The 25,140-nt window shown below is 36.9% G+C and carries 24 protein-coding genes and 1 pseudogene; 10 read left to right on the top strand and 15 right to left on the bottom strand.

Annotation, left to right across the window (positions count from 1 at the left end; translation table 11 throughout):
• The 5 genes from AVJ20_RS12920 to AVJ20_RS12900 form a co-directional block, all read right to left on the bottom strand.
• The coding region (locus tag AVJ20_RS12920) for a catalase (protein WP_111885493.1) at positions 1-1,447 on the bottom strand (1,447 nt) is incomplete at its 3' end.
• A 126-nt stretch (positions 1,448-1,573) separates the two neighbouring features.
• Positions 1,574-2,269: a DUF421 domain-containing protein gene (locus tag AVJ20_RS12915; protein WP_111885492.1), complete on the bottom strand. Its 696-nt coding sequence runs from the start codon at positions 2,267-2,269 to the stop codon at positions 1,574-1,576.
• A 43-nt stretch (positions 2,270-2,312) separates the two neighbouring features.
• Positions 2,313-2,609 carry a hypothetical protein gene (locus tag AVJ20_RS12910; RefSeq protein WP_078193446.1) on the bottom strand — a complete coding sequence of 99 codons (297 nt, stop codon included), beginning with the start codon at positions 2,607-2,609 and terminating at the stop codon, positions 2,313-2,315.
• A gap of 84 nt (positions 2,610-2,693) precedes the next feature.
• Entirely contained in the window at positions 2,694-3,092 is a 399-nt protein-coding gene (locus AVJ20_RS18370) for a hypothetical protein (RefSeq protein WP_162689766.1), read from the bottom strand.
• A 189-nt stretch (positions 3,093-3,281) separates the two neighbouring features.
• A complete protein-coding gene (locus tag AVJ20_RS12900) occupies positions 3,282-3,755 on the bottom strand; it encodes a CinA family protein (protein WP_111885491.1) in 474 nt (157 codons plus the stop codon).
• A gap of 247 nt (positions 3,756-4,002) precedes the next feature.
• Here AVJ20_RS12900 and AVJ20_RS12895 point away from each other — a divergent pair, with 247 nt between their 5' ends.
• Both AVJ20_RS12895 and AVJ20_RS12890 read left to right on the top strand, forming a co-directional pair.
• Positions 4,003-5,400, top strand: a complete 1,398-nt coding sequence (locus AVJ20_RS12895) for an iron-containing redox enzyme family protein (RefSeq protein WP_111885490.1) — start codon at positions 4,003-4,005, stop codon at positions 5,398-5,400.
• 281 nt (positions 5,401-5,681) lie between these two features.
• Positions 5,682-6,842 (top strand): MFS transporter, encoded by a 1,161-nt coding sequence (locus AVJ20_RS12890; protein WP_111885489.1) that lies wholly within the window; start codon positions 5,682-5,684, stop codon positions 6,840-6,842.
• Positions 6,843-6,865: 23 nt separating this feature from the next.
• Here AVJ20_RS12890 and AVJ20_RS12885 read toward each other — a convergent pair whose 3' ends face one another.
• Entirely contained in the window at positions 6,866-8,296 is a 1,431-nt protein-coding gene (locus AVJ20_RS12885) for a GGDEF domain-containing protein (RefSeq protein WP_111885488.1), read from the bottom strand.
• 251 nt (positions 8,297-8,547) lie between these two features.
• Between AVJ20_RS12885 and AVJ20_RS12880 the strand changes: the two genes are divergently transcribed.
• Positions 8,548-9,030, top strand: coding sequence for a hypothetical protein (locus AVJ20_RS12880; protein WP_078190792.1), 483 nt, complete (start codon positions 8,548-8,550; stop codon positions 9,028-9,030).
• 69 nt (positions 9,031-9,099) lie between these two features.
• Here the strand turns inward: AVJ20_RS12880 and accC are convergent, their stop codons facing one another.
• The 3 genes from accC to aroQ are packed head-to-tail and all read right to left on the bottom strand — an operon-like array spanning position 9,100 to position 11,366.
• Positions 9,100-10,461: an acetyl-CoA carboxylase biotin carboxylase subunit gene (gene accC / locus AVJ20_RS12875; RefSeq protein ID WP_111885487.1), complete on the bottom strand. Its 1,362-nt coding sequence runs from the start codon at positions 10,459-10,461 to the stop codon at positions 9,100-9,102.
• 17 nt (positions 10,462-10,478) lie between these two features.
• Entirely contained in the window at positions 10,479-10,895 is a 417-nt protein-coding gene (gene accB / locus AVJ20_RS12870) for an acetyl-CoA carboxylase biotin carboxyl carrier protein (protein WP_078190790.1), read from the bottom strand.
• A 15-nt stretch (positions 10,896-10,910) separates the two neighbouring features.
• A complete protein-coding gene (gene aroQ, locus AVJ20_RS12865; RefSeq protein ID WP_078190789.1) occupies positions 10,911-11,366 on the bottom strand; it encodes a type II 3-dehydroquinate dehydratase in 456 nt (151 codons plus the stop codon).
• A gap of 1,118 nt (positions 11,367-12,484) precedes the next feature.
• Between aroQ and AVJ20_RS12860 the strand changes: the two genes are divergently transcribed.
• The 7 genes and pseudogenes from AVJ20_RS12860 to AVJ20_RS12830 all read left to right on the top strand — a co-directional run bounded on the left by AVJ20_RS12860 (position 12,485) and on the right by AVJ20_RS12830 (position 17,132).
• Entirely contained in the window at positions 12,485-12,853 is a 369-nt protein-coding gene (locus AVJ20_RS12860) for a hypothetical protein (RefSeq protein WP_111885486.1), read from the top strand.
• A gap of 3 nt (positions 12,854-12,856) precedes the next feature.
• Positions 12,857-13,249, top strand: a complete 393-nt coding sequence (locus AVJ20_RS12855; protein ID WP_111885485.1) for a hypothetical protein — start codon at positions 12,857-12,859, stop codon at positions 13,247-13,249.
• 625 nt (positions 13,250-13,874) lie between these two features.
• The gene (locus AVJ20_RS12850) at positions 13,875-14,135 is read left to right on the top strand and encodes a hypothetical protein (protein WP_111885484.1); all 261 of its coding nucleotides are present in this window, start codon (positions 13,875-13,877) and stop codon (positions 14,133-14,135) included.
• 3 nt (positions 14,136-14,138) lie between these two features.
• Positions 14,139-14,894: a zeta toxin gene (locus AVJ20_RS12845; RefSeq protein WP_228157210.1), complete on the top strand. Its 756-nt coding sequence runs from the start codon at positions 14,139-14,141 to the stop codon at positions 14,892-14,894.
• 43 nt (positions 14,895-14,937) lie between these two features.
• Positions 14,938-15,183 carry a hypothetical protein gene (locus AVJ20_RS12840; protein WP_111885483.1) on the top strand — a complete coding sequence of 82 codons (246 nt, stop codon included), beginning with the start codon at positions 14,938-14,940 and terminating at the stop codon, positions 15,181-15,183.
• Between the two features lie 326 nt (positions 15,184-15,509).
• A pseudogene (locus tag AVJ20_RS12835) lies at positions 15,510-16,193 on the top strand (MBL fold metallo-hydrolase); the annotation flags it as partial.
• 177 nt (positions 16,194-16,370) lie between these two features.
• A complete protein-coding gene (locus AVJ20_RS12830; RefSeq protein ID WP_111885482.1) occupies positions 16,371-17,132 on the top strand; it encodes an alpha/beta fold hydrolase in 762 nt (253 codons plus the stop codon).
• 43 nt (positions 17,133-17,175) lie between these two features.
• Here the strand turns inward: AVJ20_RS12830 and AVJ20_RS12825 are convergent, their stop codons facing one another.
• Genes AVJ20_RS12825 through tssH form a run of 6 tightly spaced genes read right to left on the bottom strand, consistent with a single transcriptional unit; the run spans position 17,176 to position 24,818 of the window.
• On the bottom strand, positions 17,176-18,132 hold the full coding sequence (locus AVJ20_RS12825; RefSeq protein WP_111885481.1) for a M15 family metallopeptidase: 957 nt from the start codon (positions 18,130-18,132) through the stop codon (positions 17,176-17,178).
• On the bottom strand, positions 18,129-18,800 hold the full coding sequence (locus AVJ20_RS12820; RefSeq protein WP_111885480.1) for a hypothetical protein: 672 nt from the start codon (positions 18,798-18,800) through the stop codon (positions 18,129-18,131). Before AVJ20_RS12820 ends, AVJ20_RS12825 begins: the two co-directional genes overlap by 4 nt.
• 12 nt (positions 18,801-18,812) lie before the next feature.
• Positions 18,813-19,616, bottom strand: coding sequence for a type IVB secretion system protein IcmH/DotU (gene icmH / locus AVJ20_RS12815; RefSeq protein ID WP_111885479.1), 804 nt, complete (start codon positions 19,614-19,616; stop codon positions 18,813-18,815).
• Positions 19,617-19,625: 9 nt separating this feature from the next.
• Positions 19,626-20,990, bottom strand: a complete 1,365-nt coding sequence (gene tssK, locus AVJ20_RS12810; RefSeq protein ID WP_111885478.1) for a type VI secretion system baseplate subunit TssK — start codon at positions 20,988-20,990, stop codon at positions 19,626-19,628.
• 5 nt (positions 20,991-20,995) lie between these two features.
• On the bottom strand, positions 20,996-22,126 hold the full coding sequence (gene tssA / locus AVJ20_RS12805) for a type VI secretion system protein TssA (RefSeq protein ID WP_111885477.1): 1,131 nt from the start codon (positions 22,124-22,126) through the stop codon (positions 20,996-20,998).
• Between the two features lie 19 nt (positions 22,127-22,145).
• On the bottom strand, positions 22,146-24,818 hold the full coding sequence (gene tssH, locus AVJ20_RS12800; protein ID WP_111885476.1) for a type VI secretion system ATPase TssH: 2,673 nt from the start codon (positions 24,816-24,818) through the stop codon (positions 22,146-22,148).
• Positions 24,819-25,140: the final 322 nt, after the last annotated feature.

Genomic DNA, 25,140 nt, shown 5'->3' with positions numbered 1-25,140 from the left:
TAATTTCAACAGCTTTCACTTTTGAAAGTTCAAATGCATAGGCATCCTTTATATGTTGCTGTTCGTGCTTAGCAAGACTTTGGTAATGCATGGTCGCTTGCGAGAAATGATCTGCGAAGCTTTCTGGTCTAATTCTTAACTTGCTGCCTTGGATTTGTTCAGGATGGGTTCGAAATGCATGCGGATCATTATTAGATTCTCTAGGCCAATTTTCATCTACAGAGTTAGGCTCATAATTCGCTTTACCTTTATAGACTTCATGGTTTGCATAGCCGCCACGTCGATTTGTATGGAAAGGGCAGACCGGTTTATTAATTGGAATTTGATTAAAGTTTGCTGTTCCTAAGCGGTGCAGATGCGTATCTGTATAGCTGAACAAACGACCTTGTAATAAAGGATCATTACTAAAATCAATTCCTGAAACAATATTGGCTGGACTGAAAGCAACTTGCTCTGTTTCTGCAAAGAAATCATCTGTATTTCGATTTAGAGTAAATTTACCTAGTGGGGTAATAGGTACAAGCTCTTCAGGTACCAGCTTTGTAGCATCTAAAACATCAAAGTCCCATTGAGCCGCTTCTTCTTCGGTAAAGATCTGTACCCCTAATTCCCACTCAGGATAATTGCCACGTTCAATGGCATCCCAAAGGTCGCGACGATGGAAGTCGGGATCTTTACCATTAAGCTTTAAGGCCTCATCCCAAACGACTTGGGCAACACCTTGTTTCGGTGTCCAGTGGAATTTAACCAAATGCGCCTGATTATCTTTGTTAATTAATCTGAAGGTATGTACACCAAAACCTTGAATCGATCGTAAATTTCTAGGAATAGCACGATCTGACATCACCCAAGTAGTCATATGAGAAGCTTCGGTATTTAAAGAAATAAAATCCCAAAACGTATCATGCGCAGATTGACCTGTTGGAACTTCATTCGGATCTTCAGGCTTTACAGCGTGGACAAAGTCAGGGAACTTGATTGCGTCCTGAATAAAAAATACAGGAATGTTATTACCGACTAAATCGTAGTTTCCATCTTCGGTATAAAACTTAATGGAAAACCCGCGTACATCACGGACTACATCAGCTGAGCCGCGTCCGCCTTGTACTGTAGAAATTCTGACAAAGATTGGTGTTGGATTTTGAGTATTAGTCAAAAATTTAGCCTTAGTCCATTTTTCGTTGCCTTCATAAGCTTCAAAATAACCATGCGCTCCAACACCACGAGCATGCACAACACGCTCAGGGATACGTTCACGGTCAAAGTGAATTAACTTATCTCGTAAGAGAAAATCTTCTAATAGAGTAGGACCAGTCTGATTTATTTTTAAACTATTTTGATTGTCAGCTACAGGTACACCCAAAGATGAAGTCAGTGTTTTACCTTTAGGGTCTACATATGCCTCTTTTTCAAACTGATCAATTTTAGGGTTATTTGATTTTTTCATGAGCTACATCCCTTTGTATGATGTTATTTAGTACATGTGCTAGATAAGGTTTTGCTATTGCATAAAGCTAATATAGACAATAAAGATGCTCGGCAAATTTAAAGTAAAAAATTGTCTATTTTGTGTTCAATCTGAGGGTTGAATAGAGTTGCTTTCACAATAAAAAGCAGATTCAGCCCAGCGTTCACATTTGCAGCGGGGGCATTGAGCATTTAGAGAACTAATAAATTGTGTTTGACCACACAGCATGCACGAATAGTATTTTTTGGAATCAAAACGCTGTGCTTTTTGGTAGTGATCAGGAAAAATTGGTAGTCCCCATTTAATATTATCCTTGGCATAAGGGATTACACTTAGACACCCATCTGTTTCAAGTAAGGCTGATTTGACTTGCCCTAAGTGTTCTATTTTGTTTTGCCTTAACTCAGCAAAAAATTCGTCATATGAATACTTTTCCTGTTTGATATCTTCAACAATCAATAAGCCATCTTTGACGATATACATTGGCCTACCTTCTAACATGGTTTCAAATGAATCTGATTTCATGATGAGGTATGTAGTTAATCTATAGAGAAGAATAATGACTGCAAATACTATGAGTGCTTGAATGATGGGGATATCATCATTAAACATGGGATCGCCTGCTGCAGATCCCAAACTTAAAATAATAGCTAACTCAAATACTGAAAGTTGCCTGACACCTCTTTTCCCTGAAAATCTTAAAAAAATAATAATTAAGATAAACATAATGATGCATCGGAAAATAATTTCCAATGCAAAGTTAAAAGAGGTGTCATGCAGAATTATTTTTATGAAGTCCATATTTGATACAATTTATTAATTCTAGTTTTACATACATACAGGGTTAAATTTTATCCCAAGCATCCTTAATCGCATGCTTAGCATGTTCCCATTTCAAGCGAGAATCTGCTTTAAACTCTTCCCATTTGGTTTGTAAATCCGGCTCAGAATCTTCGAAACGCGCATTTTCACCGTACAAATGACGTTCGCGCTCACCAAGCTCATAAGCTGACCTTAGATCACGGTCATAATCTATATCTGGCACTTCGCGTTGCAGATCCCCATAGTACGGTCTATTGGAGTAATCCGTGCGCCAGTCATGATGTATTGGATGTTCATTTTGATGGTCGTTCATAGTAATAACTCCGATAAATTATTTAATAAATTGCAAAAGTAGCGATCCCTGAGCTACTTCTGCAAATAAAAATTAATGTTGTTACTTTGACTATTGGTCTTGCAGATCATTCTGCTGACGCTGTTGATCAGACTGTTGGTTTTGTTGATGTTGGGGTTGCTGCTGCTGTTGCTGACCATTCTGCTGGCGCTGCTGATCAGACTGCTGATTTTGTTGATGTTGGGGTTGCTGCTGTTGTTGCTGACCATTCTGCTGGCGCTGCTGATTTTGTTGATGTTGAGGTTGCTGCTGTTGTTGCTGTCCATTCTGCTGGCACTGCTGATCAGATTGTTGATTTTGTTGATGTTGGGGTTGCTGCTGTTGTTGCTGATCATTCTGCTGACGTTGTTGATCAGACTGCTGATTTTGTTGGTTTTGAGGTTTTTGAGTATCGCCACGTTGGTGCTGTAAGCGAGTATCATTATTTTGATCTTGGTTATAATTAGACATAATACTGTTCCTTTAAAGATTAATTAGATAATCTACTCAATTACAGTAGACCATTTATTATTAACATGAATATTGCTAATATGATTATTAAAGATGTTACATAATCTTTATTAAGTTTCAATTTGTTTAAAAGTAAAAATTTAGGGACTGTTTTATATACATAAATAGTCATTTTTTAATTACATTAAACTAACAATAATAATTTTTTAATATTTTAGTGAGTGACTTGCATAGAGCTTTATATAGTATTTTTAATTTTTTGATAGGCTTACCTTTAGTTAAAATTTTGAAATTATAAAATTTTTTCTTAAAATAAATGCAATAGAAAAAAGTACCTACAGGTTTCTTTTTGTTTTCGGATCCTCCGCGCTTTAAAAGTCCAGTGCAAGAAATATAAATATCTGATTTAAATAATTTTTTTCCATTTATAATCATTTGAGTGGTTACTTCTGGGGATTCAGCAGTATATTTATCTATAAGTGATTGTTTTATATTCAAAATGCGCTTCTTGAATAGTAAGTCATAACTAACAATAGAACCATCCAGAAGTATTCCAGAGTTTTTATCTTGTGAAATTCTATATGCTAAATAACCTGCACTCGCACTTTCAAATAGCGTTATCGATAGGGATTTTTTAGAAATAAAGTCAAAAATTGATTTCATATAAATTATCCTATGAATATTTTATAAAAAAATCATAATTGATATTTAAATATGAATATGTGAATTAAGTCACATCAAAAAAATGTTACTTTTTAAAAACTTGTTAAAAATTATGCTAAAGGTGTGTTTTATATATTAAAATTTTTAAAATATTACATTGCGTTAAATTTTATTAAAAAAAATTAACAAATACTACTTATTTTCTGAACTATGGTTAAGAAGAATCATTTACCGCGTGAGAATTATAATGCCTACAGCAGTAAAAGAAAGAATCTTAAATTTAATAACCAAAGATCATCAGAAATATTTCGAAATTGTTGAGTTCTTCTTAGATGCTTCAATACCTAATTCAGCCAAAGAATTAAAGGCATTTAAGGTTTTAGAAAATGAAATTCTAACTCTCGAGCACATTGATGAGATGCCAAATGAGATAGACCATCTTGTCGATTGGATTCATCATAATAACCGTACACAGTGTGAATATTATAAAGAATACCTAGATAGAAGAAAGCAAGGTGGAGGAAGAGAGTATTTTTCATCAGTTAGTAAAGCTTATGAGTTTTTATACAAGGTTGCACCCACAAAAAAAGTGGATGGTTCATGGCTATATAGCTTTACTCAGTATTGGAATGATCCAGTATTTAGAGATTTTATTCAGATATATTTAGAGGAACTTGGTCTCGGTTCAGAAAAAGCCAATCACGTGAGAATGTACGACAACCTACTACTGGCACATGGTTTGAATCAACTATCTTTAAACTTATCTGATGCCTATTACCATCAGGCAGCAATACAGCTTGCGCTTGCATATGCACCTTCAGAGTTTATACCAGAGATAGCAGGTTTTAATTTAGGCTATGAACAACTTCCTTTACATTTGCTAATAAGCAATTACGAGTTAAAAGAACTTGGAATTGATGCACACTATTTTAATGTTCATATCACGATAGATAATTTTGATAATGGGCATGCGCAGCTTGCAACCAATGCTATTAAAAAACTTTCTACAAGGTACAGATCTAAAGAAGAGTTCATTCGTAAACTCAAAATCGGCTTTCTCCTAAATAACAAAGGAATGAGTTCAGTTCAGATAATTAAAAATTTAAGCACTGAAAAGATGGTGCTAGAAATATTTAAGAAAAAGGCGATCGTTGGTAAACACATGCATAGCAATAAGTGCATGTTTAATAATAAAACAACGAATGAATGGCTGTCTGAAGATGATAGTGTTGAAGAGTTTATTTTTGAACTTGTCCGTATGGGCTGGATAAAATTGAATCGACCACCTGAAGAGAGTAGGTTTTGGCAGATGATTCACGACGAAGACGGTAAAATGTTTGGAGTGTTTAATGCTGTTGAAAAAACTTTTATTTATGACTGGATTGCAGGTAAATCAGTAGATTCCAAACAAAATCAAGTAAATAATGAGTTTGTAAAAAACTTCCTAGAGACCAATTCATTTAGTTATTTAGCGAACCATGAAATGGCTGAGCTTAAGAAACAATTTGATGGAAGTACGAATACAGGATACAAGATCAACAAACTTCTAAAGTATTTAGCACCTCATATGCATCATCAAGAAATTGGTTTATGGAGTACCCAACGTATTGTTGAGTGTTTATTTCCATCTCTAGCTCGTCAATAAAATGAATGCTCAAAAAGTTTTATAACTTTTATCGTTAATAACAACCGTCTTCGGGCGGTTTTTTACTAATATGTGATAATTCTAAAGATAAAAATAAATACATGTTTATTAATAAAAAAATAAAATAATGCTTAGTTTTTTTGTAAAAGTATACAAATTTTGAAATAATTTAATTAAAATAAATTTGTATACTCGCCATATCCTAACCAAGCCTTTTAGATGCAAAAGTATACAACTCTGAAAAGTTTATAACCTGTTGTAAATACAAGGAATACAGCTTGATGCTTAACATTCCAATCCATTCCAAACTCGGTGGATTCTACTTTTTCTATTATTCAATAGTGGGTACATTCATGCCGTATTGGAGTTTGTATCTAGAGGATCAAGGGTTTAATTATCAAGAAATAGGTATTTTATCTTCGATTGCAATTGTCACACGTTTTTTTGCACCGTTTATTTGGGGTTGGATTGCAGATAAATCCGGCAAGCGCATGCTTTTAGTTCGAATCGCAACATGGATGGAAGCCTGTATTTGGTTTCTGATTTTTATAATTCCCAACAGTTTTCAATCTGTTGCATTACTCATGCTGGTTTTTAGTTTCTTTCAAAATGCTATATTGGCTCAGTTTGAAGGAGTAACTTTATTTTGGTTAGCTGAGCGGCGTGCAGAACTTTATGGAAAAGTCAGAAAATGGGGATCAGTTGGCTTCATTGTTGGGGTATTTGGAATTGGGGCTTTGCTAGAAATAATACCTGTTTCAATGCTGCCTATCATGTTGTTATGCATTGCATTTCTCGCATTTATTTGGTCATTTACGATTAAAGAGCCCGCTACTGCACCATCTTCACAGAAAAAACTTGAACCACTTTGGCCTATCTTAAAACGACCAGTTGTAGCGAGTTTTTTTATCATTGAATTTTTTCTGCTCTTTTCGCATGCACCGTTTTATAGTTTTTATAGCAATTACCTTATGCAGGCTGATTTTTCGACGAGCCAAATCGGTTTTTTATGGTCTGTCGGAGTCATTGCGGAAATCATTATGTTTGCCTATGCCAATGTCTTTTTTAATCGATATTCTTGGCGTAACTTAGTGCTCATTTGTTTGGGGCTAACAGGGATGCGATGGTTGATTGTAGGCTTATATCCGACGGTGTTTATCACTCAATTTGCTGCGCAAACGATTCATGCCTTTAGTTTTGGATTATTCCACTTAATCGCTATGCGAATCATTTTTCAAAATTTTACCGCAAGTCAACAAGGGCGTGGTCAAGCGCTATACAGTACCATGTGGGGCTTAGGTGTTGCGAGTGGCAGTATTTTAGCAGGTCGATATTGGGACATGCTTTCGGGACCCGTTATTTTTATGATTGCAGGACTGGCGGTTATACCTGCCATGTTTTTGGTCGTGAGCTTGCCTAAAACGATCCAAAAGCCAGCTTGAAACATTCAGTATATTGAAAAGTCTCAATGGACTAAAATCACTTGATTACGGCCGAGTTCTTTAGCTTGATATAATGCCTGATCGGCTTGATTAATCATACTTTGCAAACTTGGAGCATTGGGCAAAGACTGATGAATCAGACCAATACTCACCGTAATATAAATCGTATTTTGTTCATCAATGATGATAGGTGTAGTTTCAACGACTTTTCGGATGCGTTCAGCAATACCTTGAGCTTCAGCTGCTGCAATGTTCGTGAGTAATACACTAAACTCTTCACCACCAATACGTGCAAATAAATCTGTTTCACGTAAATTCTTACGCACAACGCTCGAAAATTCTTGTAAAACTTGGTCACCGACATAATGCCCATATTGATCATTTAATTTTTTAAAATGATCAATATCCATCATGATAATGGAAAAGTTAAGCTGAATTTGATTTTGTAGGTAAAGTTCACCTTGCTCGAAAAAATATCGACGATTCATCGCATGAGTCAAACTATCATGATTTGCAAGGTATAAAACCTCTTTATAAAGTTCGTGTCGATTTCGGCTAATAATACAAAGAATCAACGGCGAGAGAATCAGCATGGCTAGGCCTATACGAACTGAAATTGCTGTCGATAAATAGGCTAATGAAGAATCGTGTAAGTAGAACGCATTTAAATTGTAATAGGTCGCTAAAATTACCACTGCATTAATTAGGGATAGGGTAAATAAGCGATAGGTTAACGCTGCCCAAATCAAAGCCGCCAAAGGGTAGAGAATTGCCCCTGGACCTGCAGAAACAGCTGTTAAAAATACACAGAAGACAACTGCAATTGCCGGAAATATTTTATTGATCTGAAAGCTTTGATGACGTCGATCTTTGAAATAAAGTTTAAGATCGGCCAGTTTAGGAAAAGACAGAATAAGCGGTAATATAATCAGCGCATTTAATATTTCAGTAATCCACCACATACCAAAATCAATCGATAATCGATCGGTTGACATAAACGTATTGGGGATATAAGGCACGGTGAAAATGGCAAAAAGAGCACCCGCAAGGCATCCGCCGCAGGCGATGATGACAATCATGGTAAGAAAGGTGAAACCTTTATTATAGTTTTGATAGTTCACCTGAAAATATCGCATAAAAAATAGCGATACCATGCTGTTGGTTAAATTTGAAAAAGTAAGAAATAGGGTGAGTTGGAAATAATTACCCGTCACTAAATCTGCGAGCATATAACCGGTAAATGCACCTAACCATCCTCCCAGATTACTGAGTTTGGGAAACCTTAAGAATAATGCTAACAATACTGCATTGGCAGGCCAAAAAATCGCTAAATAGCTTAATGGGCGGCTGAAAATACCGACTAAGCAGCAGCAAAAAATAACTGCAGCGACTATGACAAAAGCCATGCTGTGGCGTGTATTAAGCGGAGCAAGACTATTCGAATGCAGTTTCATTAGCTTATGTAAGCCTAGGTTAAATATGGGAGAATTCGTTTTTTTCGTATATTAAACGATAAAAAAGATTTTATATTATTTTATTGTAAATAGTGTGATTTGTTTGGCATTTAGCTAATTTGTAGTTTCGTTAATGGAGATTGATTTTCTGGATAAAGATGAAAAATGATTGTTATGAAAATGTGATAAACCGCGGATTTGTAAAAAAATGTGTTACTTTAAGAGCATGATTTATATGACTGATTAAATGTATGAAAATAGCATATCTTACAGTTTTACTCATGTTGAGTTCATCGTTGGTGATGGCGGCAGATAATAAGAATACAACTCAAAATTCAGAGGCTAAAAATCAAGTTGAAGCGGTGAATAGCTTTAGGGTGACAACACGTTCTGAATTGGTTGGCTTATGGGGCATGGAAATTCCGACCAATAAAAAGTGCGTCGAATATTATAATTTTAAGAGTAATAATGATGTTGTGATCAAAAGCGGTGAAGAGTGGTCATCTGGGGTATATGACTATCAACCTGCGCAAGATCCGAATGTGCAAATTCCAGCACTGATTTTGCAAGTGAAATATGACAATAATCAGATGGATTGTTCGGGCAATATTCAAGATCAAACCGGCGAAATTTCACAGTACTTTGTAAAGTGGAAAAGTCCATCGGTTATAAATTTCTGTGCCAATGATCAGGCTCAGCAGTGTTTTGCGACATTGCGTCGAGTTTTGCCTTAAGCATGACTATAGATCTTTCTTATGAAAATAAAAAACCACTCATTTGAGTGTTTTTTTGACGCTGAAGATTTATTTATCTTCATGTCCTTCGACTTTCTTTAATAGATGCTTTTCAAGATAGTGAATATCCATTGCTTGTTCGCAGAAATTTTTATCTTGAAGAATCAAATCTTTATGTAGCGGAATATTGGTTTTCACGCCAGTTAAGATAATCTCTTCGAGAGCTTGTTTCATACGCGCAATAGAGGTTTCACGATCTTTACCATGCGCAATGAGTTTTGCAATCATTGAATCATAGTATGGTGGGATGCTATATCCTTGATAGATATGAGAATCTAGTCGGATACCTGCGCCACCCGGTGCATAGAAATGATCGATTTTGCCCGGTGAAGGCATAAATGTAGATGGATCTTCCGCATTAATACGACATTCAATCGCATGACCTTTAAGTTGAATATCTTCTTGTTGAAGATCCAAACCTAAACCGGCAGCAATGCGTAATTGTTGCTCGATAATATCTACACCAGTTACTTGCTCAGTAACAGGATGTTCTACTTGCACACGAGTATTCATTTCAATAAAGAAGAATTCACCTTCTTCAAATAAGAACTCGAATGTACCCGCACCACGGTATTGCATCAATTTACAAGCATTTACACATGCTTCAAGAATATGCGCACGTGCTTCTTCAGGTAAACCCGGTGCAGGCGCTTCTTCAAGCACTTTTTGATGGCGACGTTGCAATGAACAGTCACGATCATAAAGGTGAATCGCATGGCCATTACCATCTGCAAGAACTTGCACTTCGACATGGCGTGGCTTTTGAAGGAAACGTTCCATATAAACGGTGTCGTCACCAAACCACATTTCCGCATCACGTTGAGCAGCTTGTACAGATTCGAGTAGCGTGTCTACACGTTCAACGATACGCATACCACGACCACCACCACCTGAGGCAGCTTTTACAATCAATGGAAAGCCAATTTCTTTGGCTTCTGCCAATGCATTGTGAATCGTTACAGCATGGTCACAACCCGGAACAGTCGGTACGCCGGCTTTTTTCATCGCAATAATGGCAGAAACTTTGTTCCCCATTAAGCGAATGTGTTCAGGACGCGGGCCGATAAAGATAAAACCTGAGTTTTCTACAATTTCAGCAAACTCAGCGTTTTCAGATAAGAAACCATAACCTGGATGGATGGCATCTGCACCGGTGATTTCAGCCGCTGTAATAATGGCAGGGATATTAAGATAACTTTCGCTGCTGGCACCTGGTCCAATACACACTGCTTCGTCACAGAAGCGTAAGTGCATTAGGTCTTTGTCGGCATCGGAATAAATCCCTACGGTTTTAATTCCTAAAGTTTTGCAAGCGCGGGTGATGCGGAGCGCAATCTCACCACGGTTTGCAATTAAAACTTTTTGCAACATTGTGATTCCCCGTGGTCTTAAGCGCGATAGCGGAATAATGGTTGACCGAATTGGATCACTTCGCCATTTTTAACCAAAATTTCTTCAATCACACCGCTTTGAGTTGCTTCAATTGGGTTCATGATTTTCATTGCTTCGATGATACCGAGTGTTTCACCAGCAGATACAGTTTGACCAACTTTCACAAATGGTGCTTCACCTGGATTTGGCGCAGCATAGAACACACCAACCATAGGAGACGGCTCAACAGCACCACGTGGTGAACGAGGTGCAGCAGGCGCAGCGGCAGGTGCAGCCATAGCAGGCGCAGCGGCAGCAACTACTGGATTGCGACGAGTTAGAGCAATCGATTGATCGCCTTCTTTAACTTCAATCGCCTGTAAGTCAGATTCAATCATCAAATCGATGAGTTTCTTGATTTTACGGATATCCATGAACAGTATTCCTAATTAAGATTGAGAAGTTGGTTGAATTTTTTCGATGGCGAAGTCTAGTGCTGCGGCATAGCCTTTTGCACCTAAACCACAAATAACGCCAACGGCTTTATCAGATAGATAGGAGTGATGTCTAAATGCTTCGCGAGCGTGGACATTTGATAGATGTACTTCGATAAACGGAATGGCTACACCAAGAAGGGCATCACGCACAGCAACCGAAGTATGTGTTAGGGCTGCTGGGTTAATAATGATGAATTGAACGCCTTCTTGTTGCGCTTGATGAATTCGGTCGACGACAGCGCCTTCCCAATTACTTTGGAAAGTGTCGAGAGAAATGGAAGCGTTTTGAGCCTGTGAAATCAGTTTTTGGTTGATATCTTCAAGTGTCAGATAGCCATAAACTTCGGGTTCACGTTTTCCCAGTAAGTTGAGATTCGGTCCATGAATGACCAAAATGGTCGAGCTCATTCAGCCTGCTCCAATAAAAAGTTGCAAATTTACTTTGCAAGATACCTGCAAAGTTTGCTCATTATGGCATAAAATTCCACATTTTTTTTATAATTTCTTTGAATTGACGTGAAAAGCATGTGCCGAGAATGGGCTATATAATGCGAACTTTGCAGATAATTGGCAATGTTAAAAGATTACATTTTTATCATTATATTGTAGGACATCATTTTAAACCCAATTGGCTAAAACTTTTGATATTTTTTGTGTAAACTTGCTTTATCGTGGTGCGTACGTTTAGCAATAACCAGTGCGAATGATCTAAAAGGTGTGCTGATTTGTGTATCCACCTTATAGATCGTTAGTTGAACAGCCTAAGCATGCATAGCCGTAAAGATGGTATTTATACAGCGACTTAAAAAATTCTAAGGTTTAACTTATTTCGAGTGTAAAGGAATCTAAATTGTTCTCAGTTTTCAATCGAGTTATTTGAAATAATAAATCAGGTTTGTATGCTAAGTATATAAAAACTAAAAGATAGTTAATTTTTTTATGGTTTATAAAGCATATTTCTAGGTCAATAAAAGGTTTTCATAAATGATAGGGCTCAAGCTAGATATTTTGTTTGCCTTAGCGAATTAAATATTCTGCGGGAGCATTTCCTTATAAGTAGGCAGCTTTAGATATGATGAACATTTATTGCCTAGCTAAGTCATACTTTATAGACCTATATATAAGCGTATTAACCATCCTGTGTATTTTCTAGTCAGTGTTTTGAATCTATGAAACGTGCAAGGCATTGACGATTTCTTTCATAAATCATGTAAGTTTGGAAAATCGGGTATTTGTCCAAATTTGCACAGGCATTGGCAAAAGTTAAATCTGTGGTGGTAAAGAAGCTTGCTGTTTGAATGTTGATTTTATTTTTTTTCGTCTATTTCTGTGTTTGAGCGGTATATGTCTTAAATTAAGTTTCCTTTATTCCTGTTTATACCTTTACATGGAATCTACCGCATTGAGTCTTTTTCTATAAATGAATTGATAAAACAAGGCTCGAATGCATTCCCACGGAAAAAATTTATCTATATAAGTGTAATTCACGGTAGAATGCCCGAAACCTATATGGCCTGAGAACAAACATGGCAAAACATACGCAAAATTCATCACCTTTGGCAGAACTGATTGCAGAACAAAAACTTTTATGTGAAGAAGTGGGTTCTGTATATGTAGAAGTGCAGGGCGATGATGTAATTGCTGTGGCTGTTCATACCTTAAATAAAGATCCAATTGTTGGTATTCGTAAGCCTGCAGAAGGTGATGAAAATGTCAGTTGGTATATTTATGGTGGTGAGCTTGAAGGCGCAGATAACTTTGAAACAATGACTGTGCGTAAACTGCAAGATGTCGTGCCTGAAGTACTACCGTATTTAGCTTTGGATGTAGGCTATCGTTTTATGATCGATGCTGATGATTATGAAGATGTCTGGAAAGAAGGTGATGAGGCCTAATTTATGCATTCTCCATTGATGTATAAACTTTATGTCTTTATTTTCTCTGTGTTTACTGCTTCTGTAATACATGCAAATGTGAATGAAACGGTTACGCCACAACTGACTCAAGCTGAATATAATGCTCAGATACAAGCATATACTGAGCAAATTAATTCAACCAAAGCCATTTTGGATGATCCTGCATCTACAGCAACGGGTCAGCAGCTAACTCAAGCATTTTGTTTAAGATTGAATGCATATCGACAGATTTTAGAAATATCTCAGCAAAACTCAGCTCTTGAAATGGCCAATCTAATGCAAGTGGCTTCACAACATTATTTACTACAACAGCAACAGAGTATGCAGTCATCTGGCTTAAACGAAAGTGCATTTTGTTCGAGTCCTACAAAATAAATTGAGAAATAAATTGTTTCTTCTATTTTTAAAACTCTAGTCTCGCTTTCTTTCATTTTGTTCTATTTTCATAATTCGAAGTCGTCTAATATTTCAAAATTATTACAGCATTATTCACTATAGGTGCAGTTTCTAATAATCGTAGAAGTTGAAAATTTAGATTGTCAGAAAATGATATGAAATATGCTTAAAATGATATGAAATATGCTTAAAATGATATGAAATATGCTTAAAATGATAAGTCCATCACATTATTATGATCAGGTTAGAACGATTTATATGCAACAAACATCCCTGGTCCTGTTGCATAGGTCAGTACTAATACATCAACTAGTTGATGTCGTTCTCTTTTGGCCACTGAATAAGTGGCTATTTTTTTGTGAAAAATTAAATGCTTAATTGGGTGATAAATCCAATGTAGGTAACTTTTACATAATTCTTGATTTACTATCCACACACGTTGACTTATATACTACATTCTTTTCGAGCAATACAATCAAATGATTTAAGCACTTTGAATTTTTATCAATTTCATCTCAGGATTGCTGATGGAAAAATAGACAAATATTGCGAGTATGATAAGATAATTGAACACATTATTTTTGATGTTTGAGGAGTTGTTTACATGACAGCTTATACTTCAGTATTGAAAGCAAGCAAATATGAGGACGATATGATCCCGAGCCTTGCTATACATGCATTTCGCCATGCTTTTGAACAAGCAAGTGCGTCATCCACTGTGGTTTATGTAAAAGGTTTACAACTGGTTCAACGTCTGCAAAATGGTCAAGAAGTACAATTAAAAGATGTTTCAGCCGACTTTGTACAAGTGGATGATCTACCAAAAATTTTAAAACGAAAAAAGAAAATAGAGGAAATTGTTTAATACATGCCTCCACAACCTCGCATTAGAATGTTCGCGGGTCCAAATGGTTCAGGTAAAAGCACAGTTAAAGAATATTTATTGCCCCATCATATTGGGGCATATTTAAATGCGGATGAACTCGAAGCTCAACTGAAACATTCACACCGGCTCAATTTGTTGGATTACCATCCCGCTTTAAAATCCGAAGCACTAATTGACTTTCTATATACGAAAAAGCGTCCCGCTGATGGAGAATTTATTCCGCTATTAGCACGTAAACCTCAGATATTAGATCCGTGGAAAATTGAGTTTCATCCAGATCAGATTGACTCATATCTTTGTGCAAGAATTATTGATTACATCCGTTTGCAGTTTTTAGAACTAAAAATTAGTTTTACCTTTGAAACGGTGATGTCCCATATTTCCAAGGTAGAATTTCTACGCGAAGCAAAAAGAAAAGGCTTTAAAACCTATCTATATTATGTTTCCACTATTGATCCTGTGATCAATATTTCACGTGTTCAGTACCGCGTGAAAACGGGTGGACATGGTGTGCCAGAACAAAAAATTCGCGAACGTTATTATCGAAGTATGGATCTGTTAATGCAGGCGGTAGAAGCAACGGATCGAAGTTATTTATTTGATAACTCTGCCGATGGACAGCATGCTTCTTTCATTGCGGAAATTGAACAAGCTGAAATTTTAAAGATGAATTCAGGTATTCAGCGTTTACCGTGGTGGTTTGTAGATAAGGTGCTTAAAGAGTTTGAGCCAAATTAATATCAACTGAACGTCATATAAAACAACATAACAGGATAAACCTATGCAAAATAACGACTATGAATTACAACAACATTCAAGTTCATCTCCATTAGATCAAACTCATCTTGATCAAGCCATTGAGCAGCAAGCTGAACAAGAACAGCAAAAAAATAGTACATCATCTGATCCTTTATCTTCTCTAGATTTGACTGACTTAGCCGAAATTGGTTCGAATATTATAGAATTGGGTTCAGATGCTTTAACGTGGGTGAGCGATGCACTCAGCGATATCAGTATTGATCTATAAATTATCTATTATTTCAATTAACTTCATAATAAACAGCCTTTATTGAAAAATCCCCGAGGATATATTTCGTGATTTTTCAAGTTTATTAATTAATTCTAAATAAATTAAACACTCTTGAAACGTAAAATTTTCAATCAGGAAAGGCATGTCAGAATGAATATTTAGACTGGCGAGCTTGCATCTTTTTTTTAATAATATGTTATAAAAACATATATTGTTTTATGGCTGATAAATATGCATCCATTTCTAACCGCTTTTATTGGCGAGAACTTTATGGGTCTGGCGGCAGTTGGCTACTTCAATAAAATAGCCTAAGTATATAATAGGTTTTAGAAATGCATGTGCACGCATATCAATTAACCTCATCTCAATATTTAAAACAGTTTTTTGGTGGCAAAATTACAATGATCTATAAGATTAAGATTGTGCAGTAAAAATTTAGCGCCATTTATAATTTTGATGTGAAATATTTTAATTCACATCAGTCTTTTGATTATTTATTTGCAGATCATGAGGTATTTAAAATCGGTGAGCTAAATGCGTATAACATTCCAACGCCTGGACATACACCTGCTTGTCTGAGCTATGTGGTTGGTGATGATGCTGTTTTTGTCGGTGATACCTTATTTATGCCTGTTTATGGCACAGCACGCTGTGATTTTCCCAAGGGCAGTGCGGCAGTATTATCCGACTCTGTACAAAAGATTTATCAGTTAGCACCTGAAATGCGCGTGTTTTTATGTCATGACTATTTACCAGAAAACCGGTCAAAATACTGCTGCGAAAGCAGTGTGCATGCGCAAAAACAGCAGAATATTCATATCCACGTTGGTACGAAAAAAGAAGATTTTGTCACAATGCGAACTCAGCGTGACGCAAATTTGGCTATGCCCAAACTGATTTTACCTGCCATACAAATTAATATGGATACAGGTAAATTTCCAAAACCAGAAGGGAATGGTATCCGCTATTTAAAAATTCCTTTTAATTACTTTAAATCTGCAAATTAAAGACAAAGAACCTTTAGGTCGAATGCGGTTGGCTATTTCATTTTATAAAATAGCCTAAGCAATTTAAATATTTGCTACCTACAAATAGCCTAAGTAAGACTAATAATTTTTTAACTGTCATTTGATTTCATTCATTCAACTAGGCATCATAATATCAACATAGCAAAGTATTCAAAAATGATCCTAAATTACGAATATCATCAAAAATTAGAAGGCGAAACACACCCACTTGTCTTTATTCACGGTTTATTTGGAAGCCTCAGTAACTTAGGGATGCTTGCCAGAGCTTTTCAAAATTCATATTCTGTCATTCAGCTTGATTTACGAAACCATGGTAAATCACCTCAAAGTACAGAAATGAATTATCGTGAGATGGCAAACGATGTACTCGAAACATTAGATGCGATTGGCATCGATAAGTTTTCAGTGATTGGCCATTCCATGGGTGGCAAGGTCGCAATGCAATTGGCTTTAATTTCAGAGCGGGTAGAGCAACTTGTTGTATTGGATATCGCGCCCTTTGCATATCAAGAACGTCATCATGATGAAATATTTAAAGCTTTGATCGCTGTACAAAATGCGCAAATTCAATCTAGACAACAAGCGGTTGAAATTATGCGTGAGTATATTCATTCAGATATGGTGATACAGTTTCTACTCAAATCGTTTAGTAAAGGACAATGGTTGTTTAATGTAGATGCGTTGTATAAACAGTATGACCAAATTATTGGTTGGGAAAATATCGGAAATATTTGGCAACAGCCTGCATTGTACCTCAAAGGTGGACAGTCACCTTATATTTCAAAAGCAGAACATATCAATGCGATAGAACAACAATTTCCACATGCGAAAATTGTAGAAATAGAAGGTGCAGGCCATTGGTTACATGCAGAAAAAACAACTGAAGTTATAGAGCAAATACAAAATTTTTTAAATTAATACGGTGTGCCTTCAATTATATTTTGAAGGCACAACATCGAAATTACTCAATCGAAATGTTATTGGCTTGAAGCTGACCTTCAGAGGTCAGTAGTGCCGCCATCTCTGCAGTTTTTTTTAGGCCTGGCATACGATATTCTGTATGACCATAATCTTGAATAGATTTCCAGCGTCCGCCCCATGTTAAACCAACAGACTCAGCGGCTTGACCATAAAGTTGATAACCACGCATAGCCCAAGGGTCTCGTTCAGTAATGACCACTTTGCCATTGCGTTTAAATGCAACATCGGCTGCTAAGCCAAACTGATGATAACTTTGGAAACCACGGGCACGAGTGGTATTTTTATTGGTAGCTAAATTATTTTGACGCTGTGGACTTCGATAACCTTCAAGCAAAACCATTTCATAGCCATGCTGTTCACGCATAATTTTAAACACCATCAATAAACGTTGTTTATAACGTGGGTTCATTTTATGCCATTTACGATCTGCTGAAGGCACATCTGTTGAGTATGAGTGCGTATGGATATCTTGAACTTCTGGGTTAAAGCTTGATGCCATAACAGATGGCTGCTCAATCATTGCTGCTTCTTCTGCGATTGCCTCTTGAACAAGATATTCTTCAACTTCAGGAGGCGCATCTAAAACCTGTCCATCGAGCATGGCGTAAATTTGTGGGTCGACTTTACGTAAATAATCTGCTTCTACTTTACTTGCAGTTATCGGGCGAGTAAAAGCAAATAATAAAATACTGGCAAACAGTAAAAAGCCTGCAAATAAAATCCACCATTGTTGTAAATGCCAGTGTGATTGAATCTGTTGTGGTGCTGCTGCATAGTTCAGTTCATAAGCAAAATTTTTGGCGTGCTGAATTCTTTTTTTACTTTGTGGAATGATTTGAAAGAAAAAATCCTGAACTTTAATTCTGAGTTCATAAGAAAAACAAAGCACTGTCACCAGTGCTAAGACAAAGAAACAACTAACCAAAAAGATGATCATGGGGAAACTGTAGCGCTCACAGTCGCATTAGCAGTGTTTGTTGTAGCAACCACTTTCGGACGTTTGGTTTCAGAAATTTGCGTTCCGCCCATCGGCTCTTCGAAGTGCTCATCTTCTTTTACTGCTTTCGTAGATGGCTCTGTAGGCTTGGTCACCTTAGCTGTTGTTGGCGCAGCTTTAGGTTTTGCTAATGTGGTTGGAATATGTTGTTTAACGGTTGTTGTAGCAGCTACAACAGGGCGCTGCGGTTGGGTAATTTCAAAAGGCGAACGGTTATTCGCTACAGCTTGAACAGGCTGAGTCACTTTTGTTGTATTTCCATGATTGAAAGCGGTAGCTAAATCATTCGAATATAAACCATTATCCGGATCTTTTTCTTCAGTTGCATGAACGGTTTGCGGTGCTTTTTCAGCTGAAGCTTGCTCATTTTCACTTTGACGGGGCGCAGCGGATGCCTCAGTTTCAGCTTTATCTTCAGTTGGGGCAGAAGTTGTCATTTCTGCATTTGCAGGCTGATCGTCAGAACTTAGATAAAAATATCCCAGGCCAACAACAATAATGACCGCTGCACCAACAAGAAAGCCAATCGCAGCATGAGCTAAAGGTGGTAAATTATTCTTTTGAGTCGACTGTAAAATTCTAACGCTATTCGATTTTTCGTTTGCCATGGTGTCTAAGTCTTATGGTAAATGAATGGTGATATAAGCCTGTTCCGATGGAGCAGTTATGACATTTTGATATTGTGATAACGCCTGATTATTTTGGCTGGATAGCATATATCTCAGTCCACCAAATGCTAAGACAGCAAACAATGCCCAAAAGATAATGATCCAAAAAAATGGTAATTCACGATGAATAATGTTTTTAATTTGATCCGGCAGTGCCGCGAAAGGCGAAAACGCCTTTTTACCTTTCATATAATCAATTTCATCGCCAACACGTGCAACGAGTGAATTGAGCATTTCAATCGATTCAAGTCGGTATTTACCGTGAAAACCAAGCAGCATGCAGTAATGATAAACTTCAAGTGCTGCTAAACGATCTTTATTCTTAGAACGAATTTGCTCTAAATTTTCAAAAAAACGATAACCTGCTAGCTGTGAACCAAAAAGACTTAATTGCAGTGGATTCATCATCCAATTGTTTTGTAAATCAAAAAAACGTGCATCTTGTTGGGTGACAATGGTTTCATCTAATAAAGCGCAATAGGCATATTTTGCGTCCGTGATATCTTCATTGCTGAATTGAAGCTTACGGGCTTGGCTTTCAAATCGGTTTAATAGATCCATAATTTTTGTCCTGAAACTTTCAGGGCTGGATGGAACATATTGATTTTTGAGTAAGAATACGATGTAAAAACCATCATGCAGTAGATCAACTAAATTGGTTGAACTGTTGATTTTCGGTTCAGCACTTGGTTTTGAAGAGCCTAATCCAATTTGACCGTCGTCAAAAAGTGAAGGGGCATTATTTGAAATATTCATGATTGCTCCTTAACCATTCATCACTGCAATAAGTTCAATCGAGATATCTTGGAAGCCAGCTGGTATGTAAACGCAGATCGATTCAGAATCAAGCATACGCTGATACAAATCATTATTTGGCTCAATTTCAAAATAACTCACACCTGAACGAACTGGAATTGCTGTTGGCACTTGCATCATATGTTGCAATGGAACAGCAGGTAATGCTGCCATGACACGCTGTTCAACATCGACAGTATTGCCGACTTTAAAGCGCAGTGGTACATAAGAAATAATGTCATGTGTAGGCATCACACTACTTGAAACAGCTAAATACAGGCGCGAATCGCGAGTAATTTTGTCACTTTCAAGACTGCCCACCCAGTAGGATTGACGGGTTTCTTTCAAGTTAATACTGATATATCGATTTGAAATAATCGTATCGAGCAACTCACGTAAAATCACATCTAATTGAGCAAAACTTTCTTGCAAATTATGATGTTGATACTGTGGGAGTTGATCTACTTCATAAGCTGTAGAGAAGGTGAGTAAAGAACCTGTCAGACGCAATAATTCAAAATACAAACGTTCAGGATGAATCAGTGGATATTGCAATAAATGATTTAAGGTCGCATGTGCAGTATTCAGCGCATTAACCAACCAAAATGACACGATATCACCAGAACGGAATTCAATTAACTTTTGTTCGTTTTCACGATTATTCGATTGAATGGTTTTAATTTTAGCTTTGATAATATTGAGCGTTCGTTTAAGCCCGGTAATCAGTGAATCACACGAACTAATATGTAATATTGGTGGGATAAATTGATAATCTAAAACAAAATTACCTGAACTTTGGCGCTTAATTCGGCCTATAGGCATGTAAAGAAAACCATCAAGATTGTGCTGTGGTTCTTGGCCTAATTCAAAGATTTTAAACTCTGCACGGCGGCGTAATAAAGTGATTTCAGCAGCCGTCGCATCTGTAAACAAATCATGAGTTTCAGTCAAATGTGAATGATAGCGACTCGATTGGGTATTTTCTTCAAAATTGACGTTTCGTTTATTCGGTTGAACAATCGGTAATGCTAAATAAATTTGCATTTCACCGCGTAAATTTAATGAATCAAGTAGTACAGGCTCAGGTAATAAATCTTGTGCAGGTGCTTGATAAATCTCACCATCTTGCCAAATCATTTCGACTTTATTCAAAGCTAATGTGTTGGTACTGAGTTGCGATTCATCAAAAATTAAACTTTGAATACCATAAGCGAACGGTATCGTTGCGCGAACCGTATGGTTTAAACGCTGTTCATGATAAGCATCTTGTAATTGAAAGTGTTGTGGGCGTAAAAATAATCCTTCACCCCATAAAATTTTTTCTGCTTTAAACATTGTTTTTACCAGTCGCTATTCGATTCATTGCTTTGTTGCTGAACACCTAACATTTCTTGTACAGCTTCAAGAGGGTTTTCATCCTTAATCACATGAGTTAACCATTCATGTAGAGGCATTTGTGACCATTTAATGGTTTTTTGCAGCATATAACTGACAGGGCTATGCGGCTCATTCACTTGAAAATAGTCAGCAATATCTTGCAAGACTTTCATGGCTTGTTCACGATTTTCAAGATGATTTTGCACTTGAGGTTTAAACTGCTGTGTATGCTGTTGTTGTATTATTTGCATATCATTCTGCACGGAAGTTACAGTGGAAAGTGTCTGGCTTTCAATTGGAGAATTTGATTGAACCTGTTCAGCACTCGATGAATTGATAAAAGCATCTGCTTTATAGATTTTTTTTAAGCTCAAGTGAATCATTTCGATTTGAGAGTCAATGCCAGCAAAGCTTGGCGCATCTAAACCCATCAAATCATCAAGAGTCGTTTTTAAGTTTTCCCAATGGTTTAAAATATCTAAAAACTGTTGGTAATACTGGTATTGAATTGATTTTGACGTATTGAACAAGGCATGTTCAAACTGTTCCATACCATTAAAAGACTCTTCTTGATCATCATCTTCATGGTTGGATTTACGTCTTTGGTTTTGAACATGAAGTAGTCGATCATAGTCGGATAGGGAATAAGCTACCGCGCCATGAACGATTGAAACTGATTTAATTAATGTTGGGATTTGATTAATTATCCCTTGTAATAAACCTAGACGTTGATCAAGGTCATCATCTTCAATTTCAGGATGAAGTTGTAGCCAAAAGTCTTGCAAACTTTTTTGTGTAAGTTCAATCCCTTTGGCAATCCCTTCGAAACCATGAATGTGAGTCCACGCTTCAAGCAACCAACCATATAAGCGAATATCTTTTGTATGTTCGCGAAGTAGATCTGACGATTTTTGGTGCACAAAGCCCCAATCTGCCTGTTTTGGTTCTGCGATCCAGTCGCCTTGATCCAAGAGCGGGTCATCTTGTGTTTTAGCTTTTTTAATTGCATGAAAATCATTTGAAAATGAAAAATCACTACCGCAAGGTAAATCATCCGTAATCGGTTGCAATAAAGCGTCGAGCTCTAAACTCATATTCTACATCGTTCCTAACTTATGCTTCTAAGGTTTTAGTCTTTTTGCTGCTGCGTTTTTTCGCAGGTTTACTTTTAGGATCTAAAACATAAATAATTTCATCGTCTTTGACATCGATTTCAATGACTGATGGAATCTTTTGTTCACTCATCGCCATCAACAATTCAGTGGCTAAAGCAGGTAAGACCGTCGCATTTAAAATGTTGTCGACATTACGCGCACCACTATCGACCTCAGTACAGCGACTTAATAATAATTCGACTAAATCATCGGTATAGCGTGTTTGCGTACCATATTGTTTTTCAATACGCGCGGTGATTTTGCCTAATTTATGCTGAATAATGCGTACGAGAAGATCATCGTGCAATGGGAAATACGGCACGATACGCATACGACCTAAAAATGCTGGCTTAAATTGTTTATATAAAGCTGGTTTTAATACATCTAGAAGTTCTTCTGCTGACGGCCATTCTTCTACTGGCTGATTTAAACAAGCCTGCATAATGGCACTTGAGCCTGCATTTGAAGTCAATAAGATCGTGGTATTTTTAAAGTCAATGACACGACCTTCACCATCTTCCAAAGTACCTTTATCGAATACTTGGTAGAATAGCTCTTGAACATCGCTGTGTGCTTTTTCAATCTCATCGAGCAAAACCACACTATATGGATTTCGGCGAACTGCTTCTGTCAGTACGCCGCCTTGGCCATAACCGACATAGCCCGGAGGGGCACCTTTTAAAGACGACACGGTATGTGCTTCTTGATACTCAGACATGTTAATGGTGATTAAATGTGACTCACCACCATATAACTCGTTTGCTAACGCGAGTGCAGTTTCAGTTTTACCCACACCACTTGGGCCAACCAGCATGAAAACGCCTTGAGGTTTATTTGGATCTTCCAATTTTGCCTTAGAGGTTTTAATGCCTTGTACCAGTTGATGCAGTGCATAATCTTGACCCATCACACGTTGTTCTAACTGTGCTTCAAGCTTCAAAATTTGCTGAATTTCATCATTCACCATTTTACCAACAGGGATGCCGGTCCAGTCTGAAATGATTTCATTAATAATTTGAGCATTTACACGTTCAAAAACCAGCGGTGTTTGACCTTGTAAAGTTGCCAGTTGGTTACGAATATTGCTTAAAGTTTCAATATTTTCTGGTTTTTGCTCGGACTCTTGTTCAAGCGTTTTAATCTGTTGAACGATTTCGAGTTCTTTTTTCCACTGCGTTTCTGTTGACTGAATCTCCTGTTCAAGCGCGGATATTTGTGTTTTTACACTTTCAATGCGTTCGTGGTGAATCGGAATATTCTTATGTTCATTTTCAAGAATCGCCAATTCAAGCTTCAAATTATGTAATTGAGCATGAAGTTGATCCAATTTTACTGGTTGTGCATTTTGCGTTAACGCAACACGTGCAGAAGCTGTATCTAAGACACTTATTGCTTTATCAGGCAATTGACGGCCAGTGATATAACGGTGCGAAGCATGGACTGCAGTAACGATAGCTTCATCGTCAATTTGTAAATTGAAATGTTTTGCCATCACGGGAATCATGGCACGCAGCATATCGATTGCGACTTCTTCAGTCGGTTCTTCAACCTGAATTACTTGGAAGCGTCGGCTTAATGCGGCATCTTTTTCAAAATACTGCTTATATTCAGCCCATGTGGTTGCGGCAATGGTTCTTAACTCACCACGTGCAAGCGCCGGTTTTAACAGGTTTGCTGCATCATTTTGACCTGCTTGACCACCCGCACCAATCAACGTGTGTGCTTCATCAATAAATAAAATGATTGGATGTGCAGAGGCTTGAACTTCATGAATGACTTGTTTTAAGCGATTTTCGAATTCACCTTTAACACTGGCACCCGCTTGTAGTAAGCCCATATCTAAAGTATGAATGCTGACATTTTTTAAAGCATCTGGAACTTGGTTGGTTGCAATTTTTAATGCAAGACCTTCAACAACGGCCGTTTTACCAACACCAGGCTCACCCGTTAAAATCGGATTGTTTTGACGACGACGCATCAAAATATCGAGCATTAAGCGGATTTCAAACTCACGACCAATCACAGGATCAATGCCACCATTTTTAGCTTTTTCAGTAAGATTAATGGTGTATTGGTCTAGAGCTGGTGTTTTAACTGGCGTAGTTGCATTCGTTTGTACTGCTGATTTTTCATCAAGTGATGCTGTTGCTAAATCTTCATTTTCAATGCTTTTTAGGCAAAGATCTAAAAATTTATGTTTAATCGTATCTATAGGTAATAAATCGAATAGAGAAGAAGCTCTTGCTGCGATTTGGTATAAATCTGGCGCGGTAAGCAGTGCAACAAGTAAATGACCACTACGAATTTGTGGATTTTGTTCAGCAGATGCTAATAACCAAGCTTGTTCAAGTAAGCGCACAATAGATTGGGCAAAAATCGGGGTGCGCGTATTTCCTTTTGGAAGTTGAGCGATACTTTCTTTGAGGTCATCTGCCAAACCGTCTGCAGAAACTTTGTATTTTTCTAAGAGTATTTGAAGGTCATTTTTATTGTTATAGGTTAATAATTCGAGTAAAAAATGTTCAATTTCGATTTCATAATTTTGCTGTGAAATACATGTATTGGCTGACTTTTCGAGTGAAATGCGGGCGTGAGGTGAAAGTTTAGTAATTAAAACTTTTAAATTATTCATAAATAACTCATCAAATTTAGAATCCACAGTACGAAATTTTACAAGTTTGACTGTGATCTCTTTTTTCTTGCTATAAAAATAAAAACTTTAAAATCAACACCTTATATATTTTTAGTGTCTTGCTTTAGGCGATATAATACAGACTAAATAAAAAAAGGAAAAAGATTTTTTTATAAAATGAAACAAAAAAAAACAAATCGTCGACAAACTTTGGAGTATTTGGCACATTTTTGTATTGACTCTATGTGCTTATTTTTTGTTAAATCTGCAGCATATTTTTAATTTTGATAAATGAAGAGAAAACCCACGGGAAAATAAGTGG

It is taken from the genome of Acinetobacter sp. CFCC 11171, assembly GCF_003268405.1.
Taxonomy (GTDB): Bacteria; Pseudomonadota; Gammaproteobacteria; order Pseudomonadales; family Moraxellaceae; genus Acinetobacter; species Acinetobacter amyesii.
Note: the sequence above shows the minus strand (reverse complement) of the source record. Positions and strands in the feature narration are given on the sequence as shown.

Excerpts from the sequence above, each read along its gene's own strand:
- AVJ20_RS12915 (WP_111885492.1), bottom strand. The coding sequence starts at position 2,269 with ATGGACTTCATAAAAATAATTCTGCATGACACCTCTTTTAACTTTGCA.
- AVJ20_RS18370 (WP_162689766.1), bottom strand. The coding sequence starts at position 3,092 with ATGTCTAATTATAACCAAGATCAAAATAATGATACTCGCTTACAGCAC.
- AVJ20_RS12900 (WP_111885491.1), bottom strand. The coding sequence starts at position 3,755 with ATGAAATCAATTTTTGACTTTATTTCTAAAAAATCCCTATCGATAACG.
- AVJ20_RS12895 (WP_111885490.1), top strand. The coding sequence starts at position 4,003 with ATGCCTACAGCAGTAAAAGAAAGAATCTTAAATTTAATAACCAAAGAT.
- AVJ20_RS12890 (WP_111885489.1), top strand. The coding sequence starts at position 5,682 with ATGCTTAACATTCCAATCCATTCCAAACTCGGTGGATTCTACTTTTTC.
- AVJ20_RS12885 (WP_111885488.1), bottom strand. The coding sequence starts at position 8,296 with ATGAAACTGCATTCGAATAGTCTTGCTCCGCTTAATACACGCCACAGC.
- AVJ20_RS12880 (WP_078190792.1), top strand. The coding sequence starts at position 8,548 with ATGAAAATAGCATATCTTACAGTTTTACTCATGTTGAGTTCATCGTTG.
- accC (WP_111885487.1), bottom strand. The coding sequence starts at position 10,461 with ATGTTGCAAAAAGTTTTAATTGCAAACCGTGGTGAGATTGCGCTCCGC.
- accB (WP_078190790.1), bottom strand. The coding sequence starts at position 10,895 with ATGGATATCCGTAAAATCAAGAAACTCATCGATTTGATGATTGAATCT.
- aroQ (WP_078190789.1), bottom strand. The coding sequence starts at position 11,366 with ATGAGCTCGACCATTTTGGTCATTCATGGACCGAATCTCAACTTACTG.
- AVJ20_RS12860 (WP_111885486.1), top strand. The coding sequence starts at position 12,485 with ATGGCAAAACATACGCAAAATTCATCACCTTTGGCAGAACTGATTGCA.
- AVJ20_RS12855 (WP_111885485.1), top strand. The coding sequence starts at position 12,857 with ATGCATTCTCCATTGATGTATAAACTTTATGTCTTTATTTTCTCTGTG.
- AVJ20_RS12850 (WP_111885484.1), top strand. The coding sequence starts at position 13,875 with ATGACAGCTTATACTTCAGTATTGAAAGCAAGCAAATATGAGGACGAT.
- AVJ20_RS12845 (WP_228157210.1), top strand. The coding sequence starts at position 14,139 with ATGCCTCCACAACCTCGCATTAGAATGTTCGCGGGTCCAAATGGTTCA.
- AVJ20_RS12840 (WP_111885483.1), top strand. The coding sequence starts at position 14,938 with ATGCAAAATAACGACTATGAATTACAACAACATTCAAGTTCATCTCCA.
- AVJ20_RS12830 (WP_111885482.1), top strand. The coding sequence starts at position 16,371 with ATGATCCTAAATTACGAATATCATCAAAAATTAGAAGGCGAAACACAC.
- AVJ20_RS12825 (WP_111885481.1), bottom strand. The coding sequence starts at position 18,132 with ATGATCATCTTTTTGGTTAGTTGTTTCTTTGTCTTAGCACTGGTGACA.
- AVJ20_RS12820 (WP_111885480.1), bottom strand. The coding sequence starts at position 18,800 with ATGGCAAACGAAAAATCGAATAGCGTTAGAATTTTACAGTCGACTCAA.
- icmH (WP_111885479.1), bottom strand. The coding sequence starts at position 19,616 with ATGAATATTTCAAATAATGCCCCTTCACTTTTTGACGACGGTCAAATT.
- tssK (WP_111885478.1), bottom strand. The coding sequence starts at position 20,990 with ATGTTTAAAGCAGAAAAAATTTTATGGGGTGAAGGATTATTTTTACGC.
- tssA (WP_111885477.1), bottom strand. The coding sequence starts at position 22,126 with ATGAGTTTAGAGCTCGACGCTTTATTGCAACCGATTACGGATGATTTA.
- tssH (WP_111885476.1), bottom strand. The coding sequence starts at position 24,818 with ATGAATAATTTAAAAGTTTTAATTACTAAACTTTCACCTCACGCCCGC.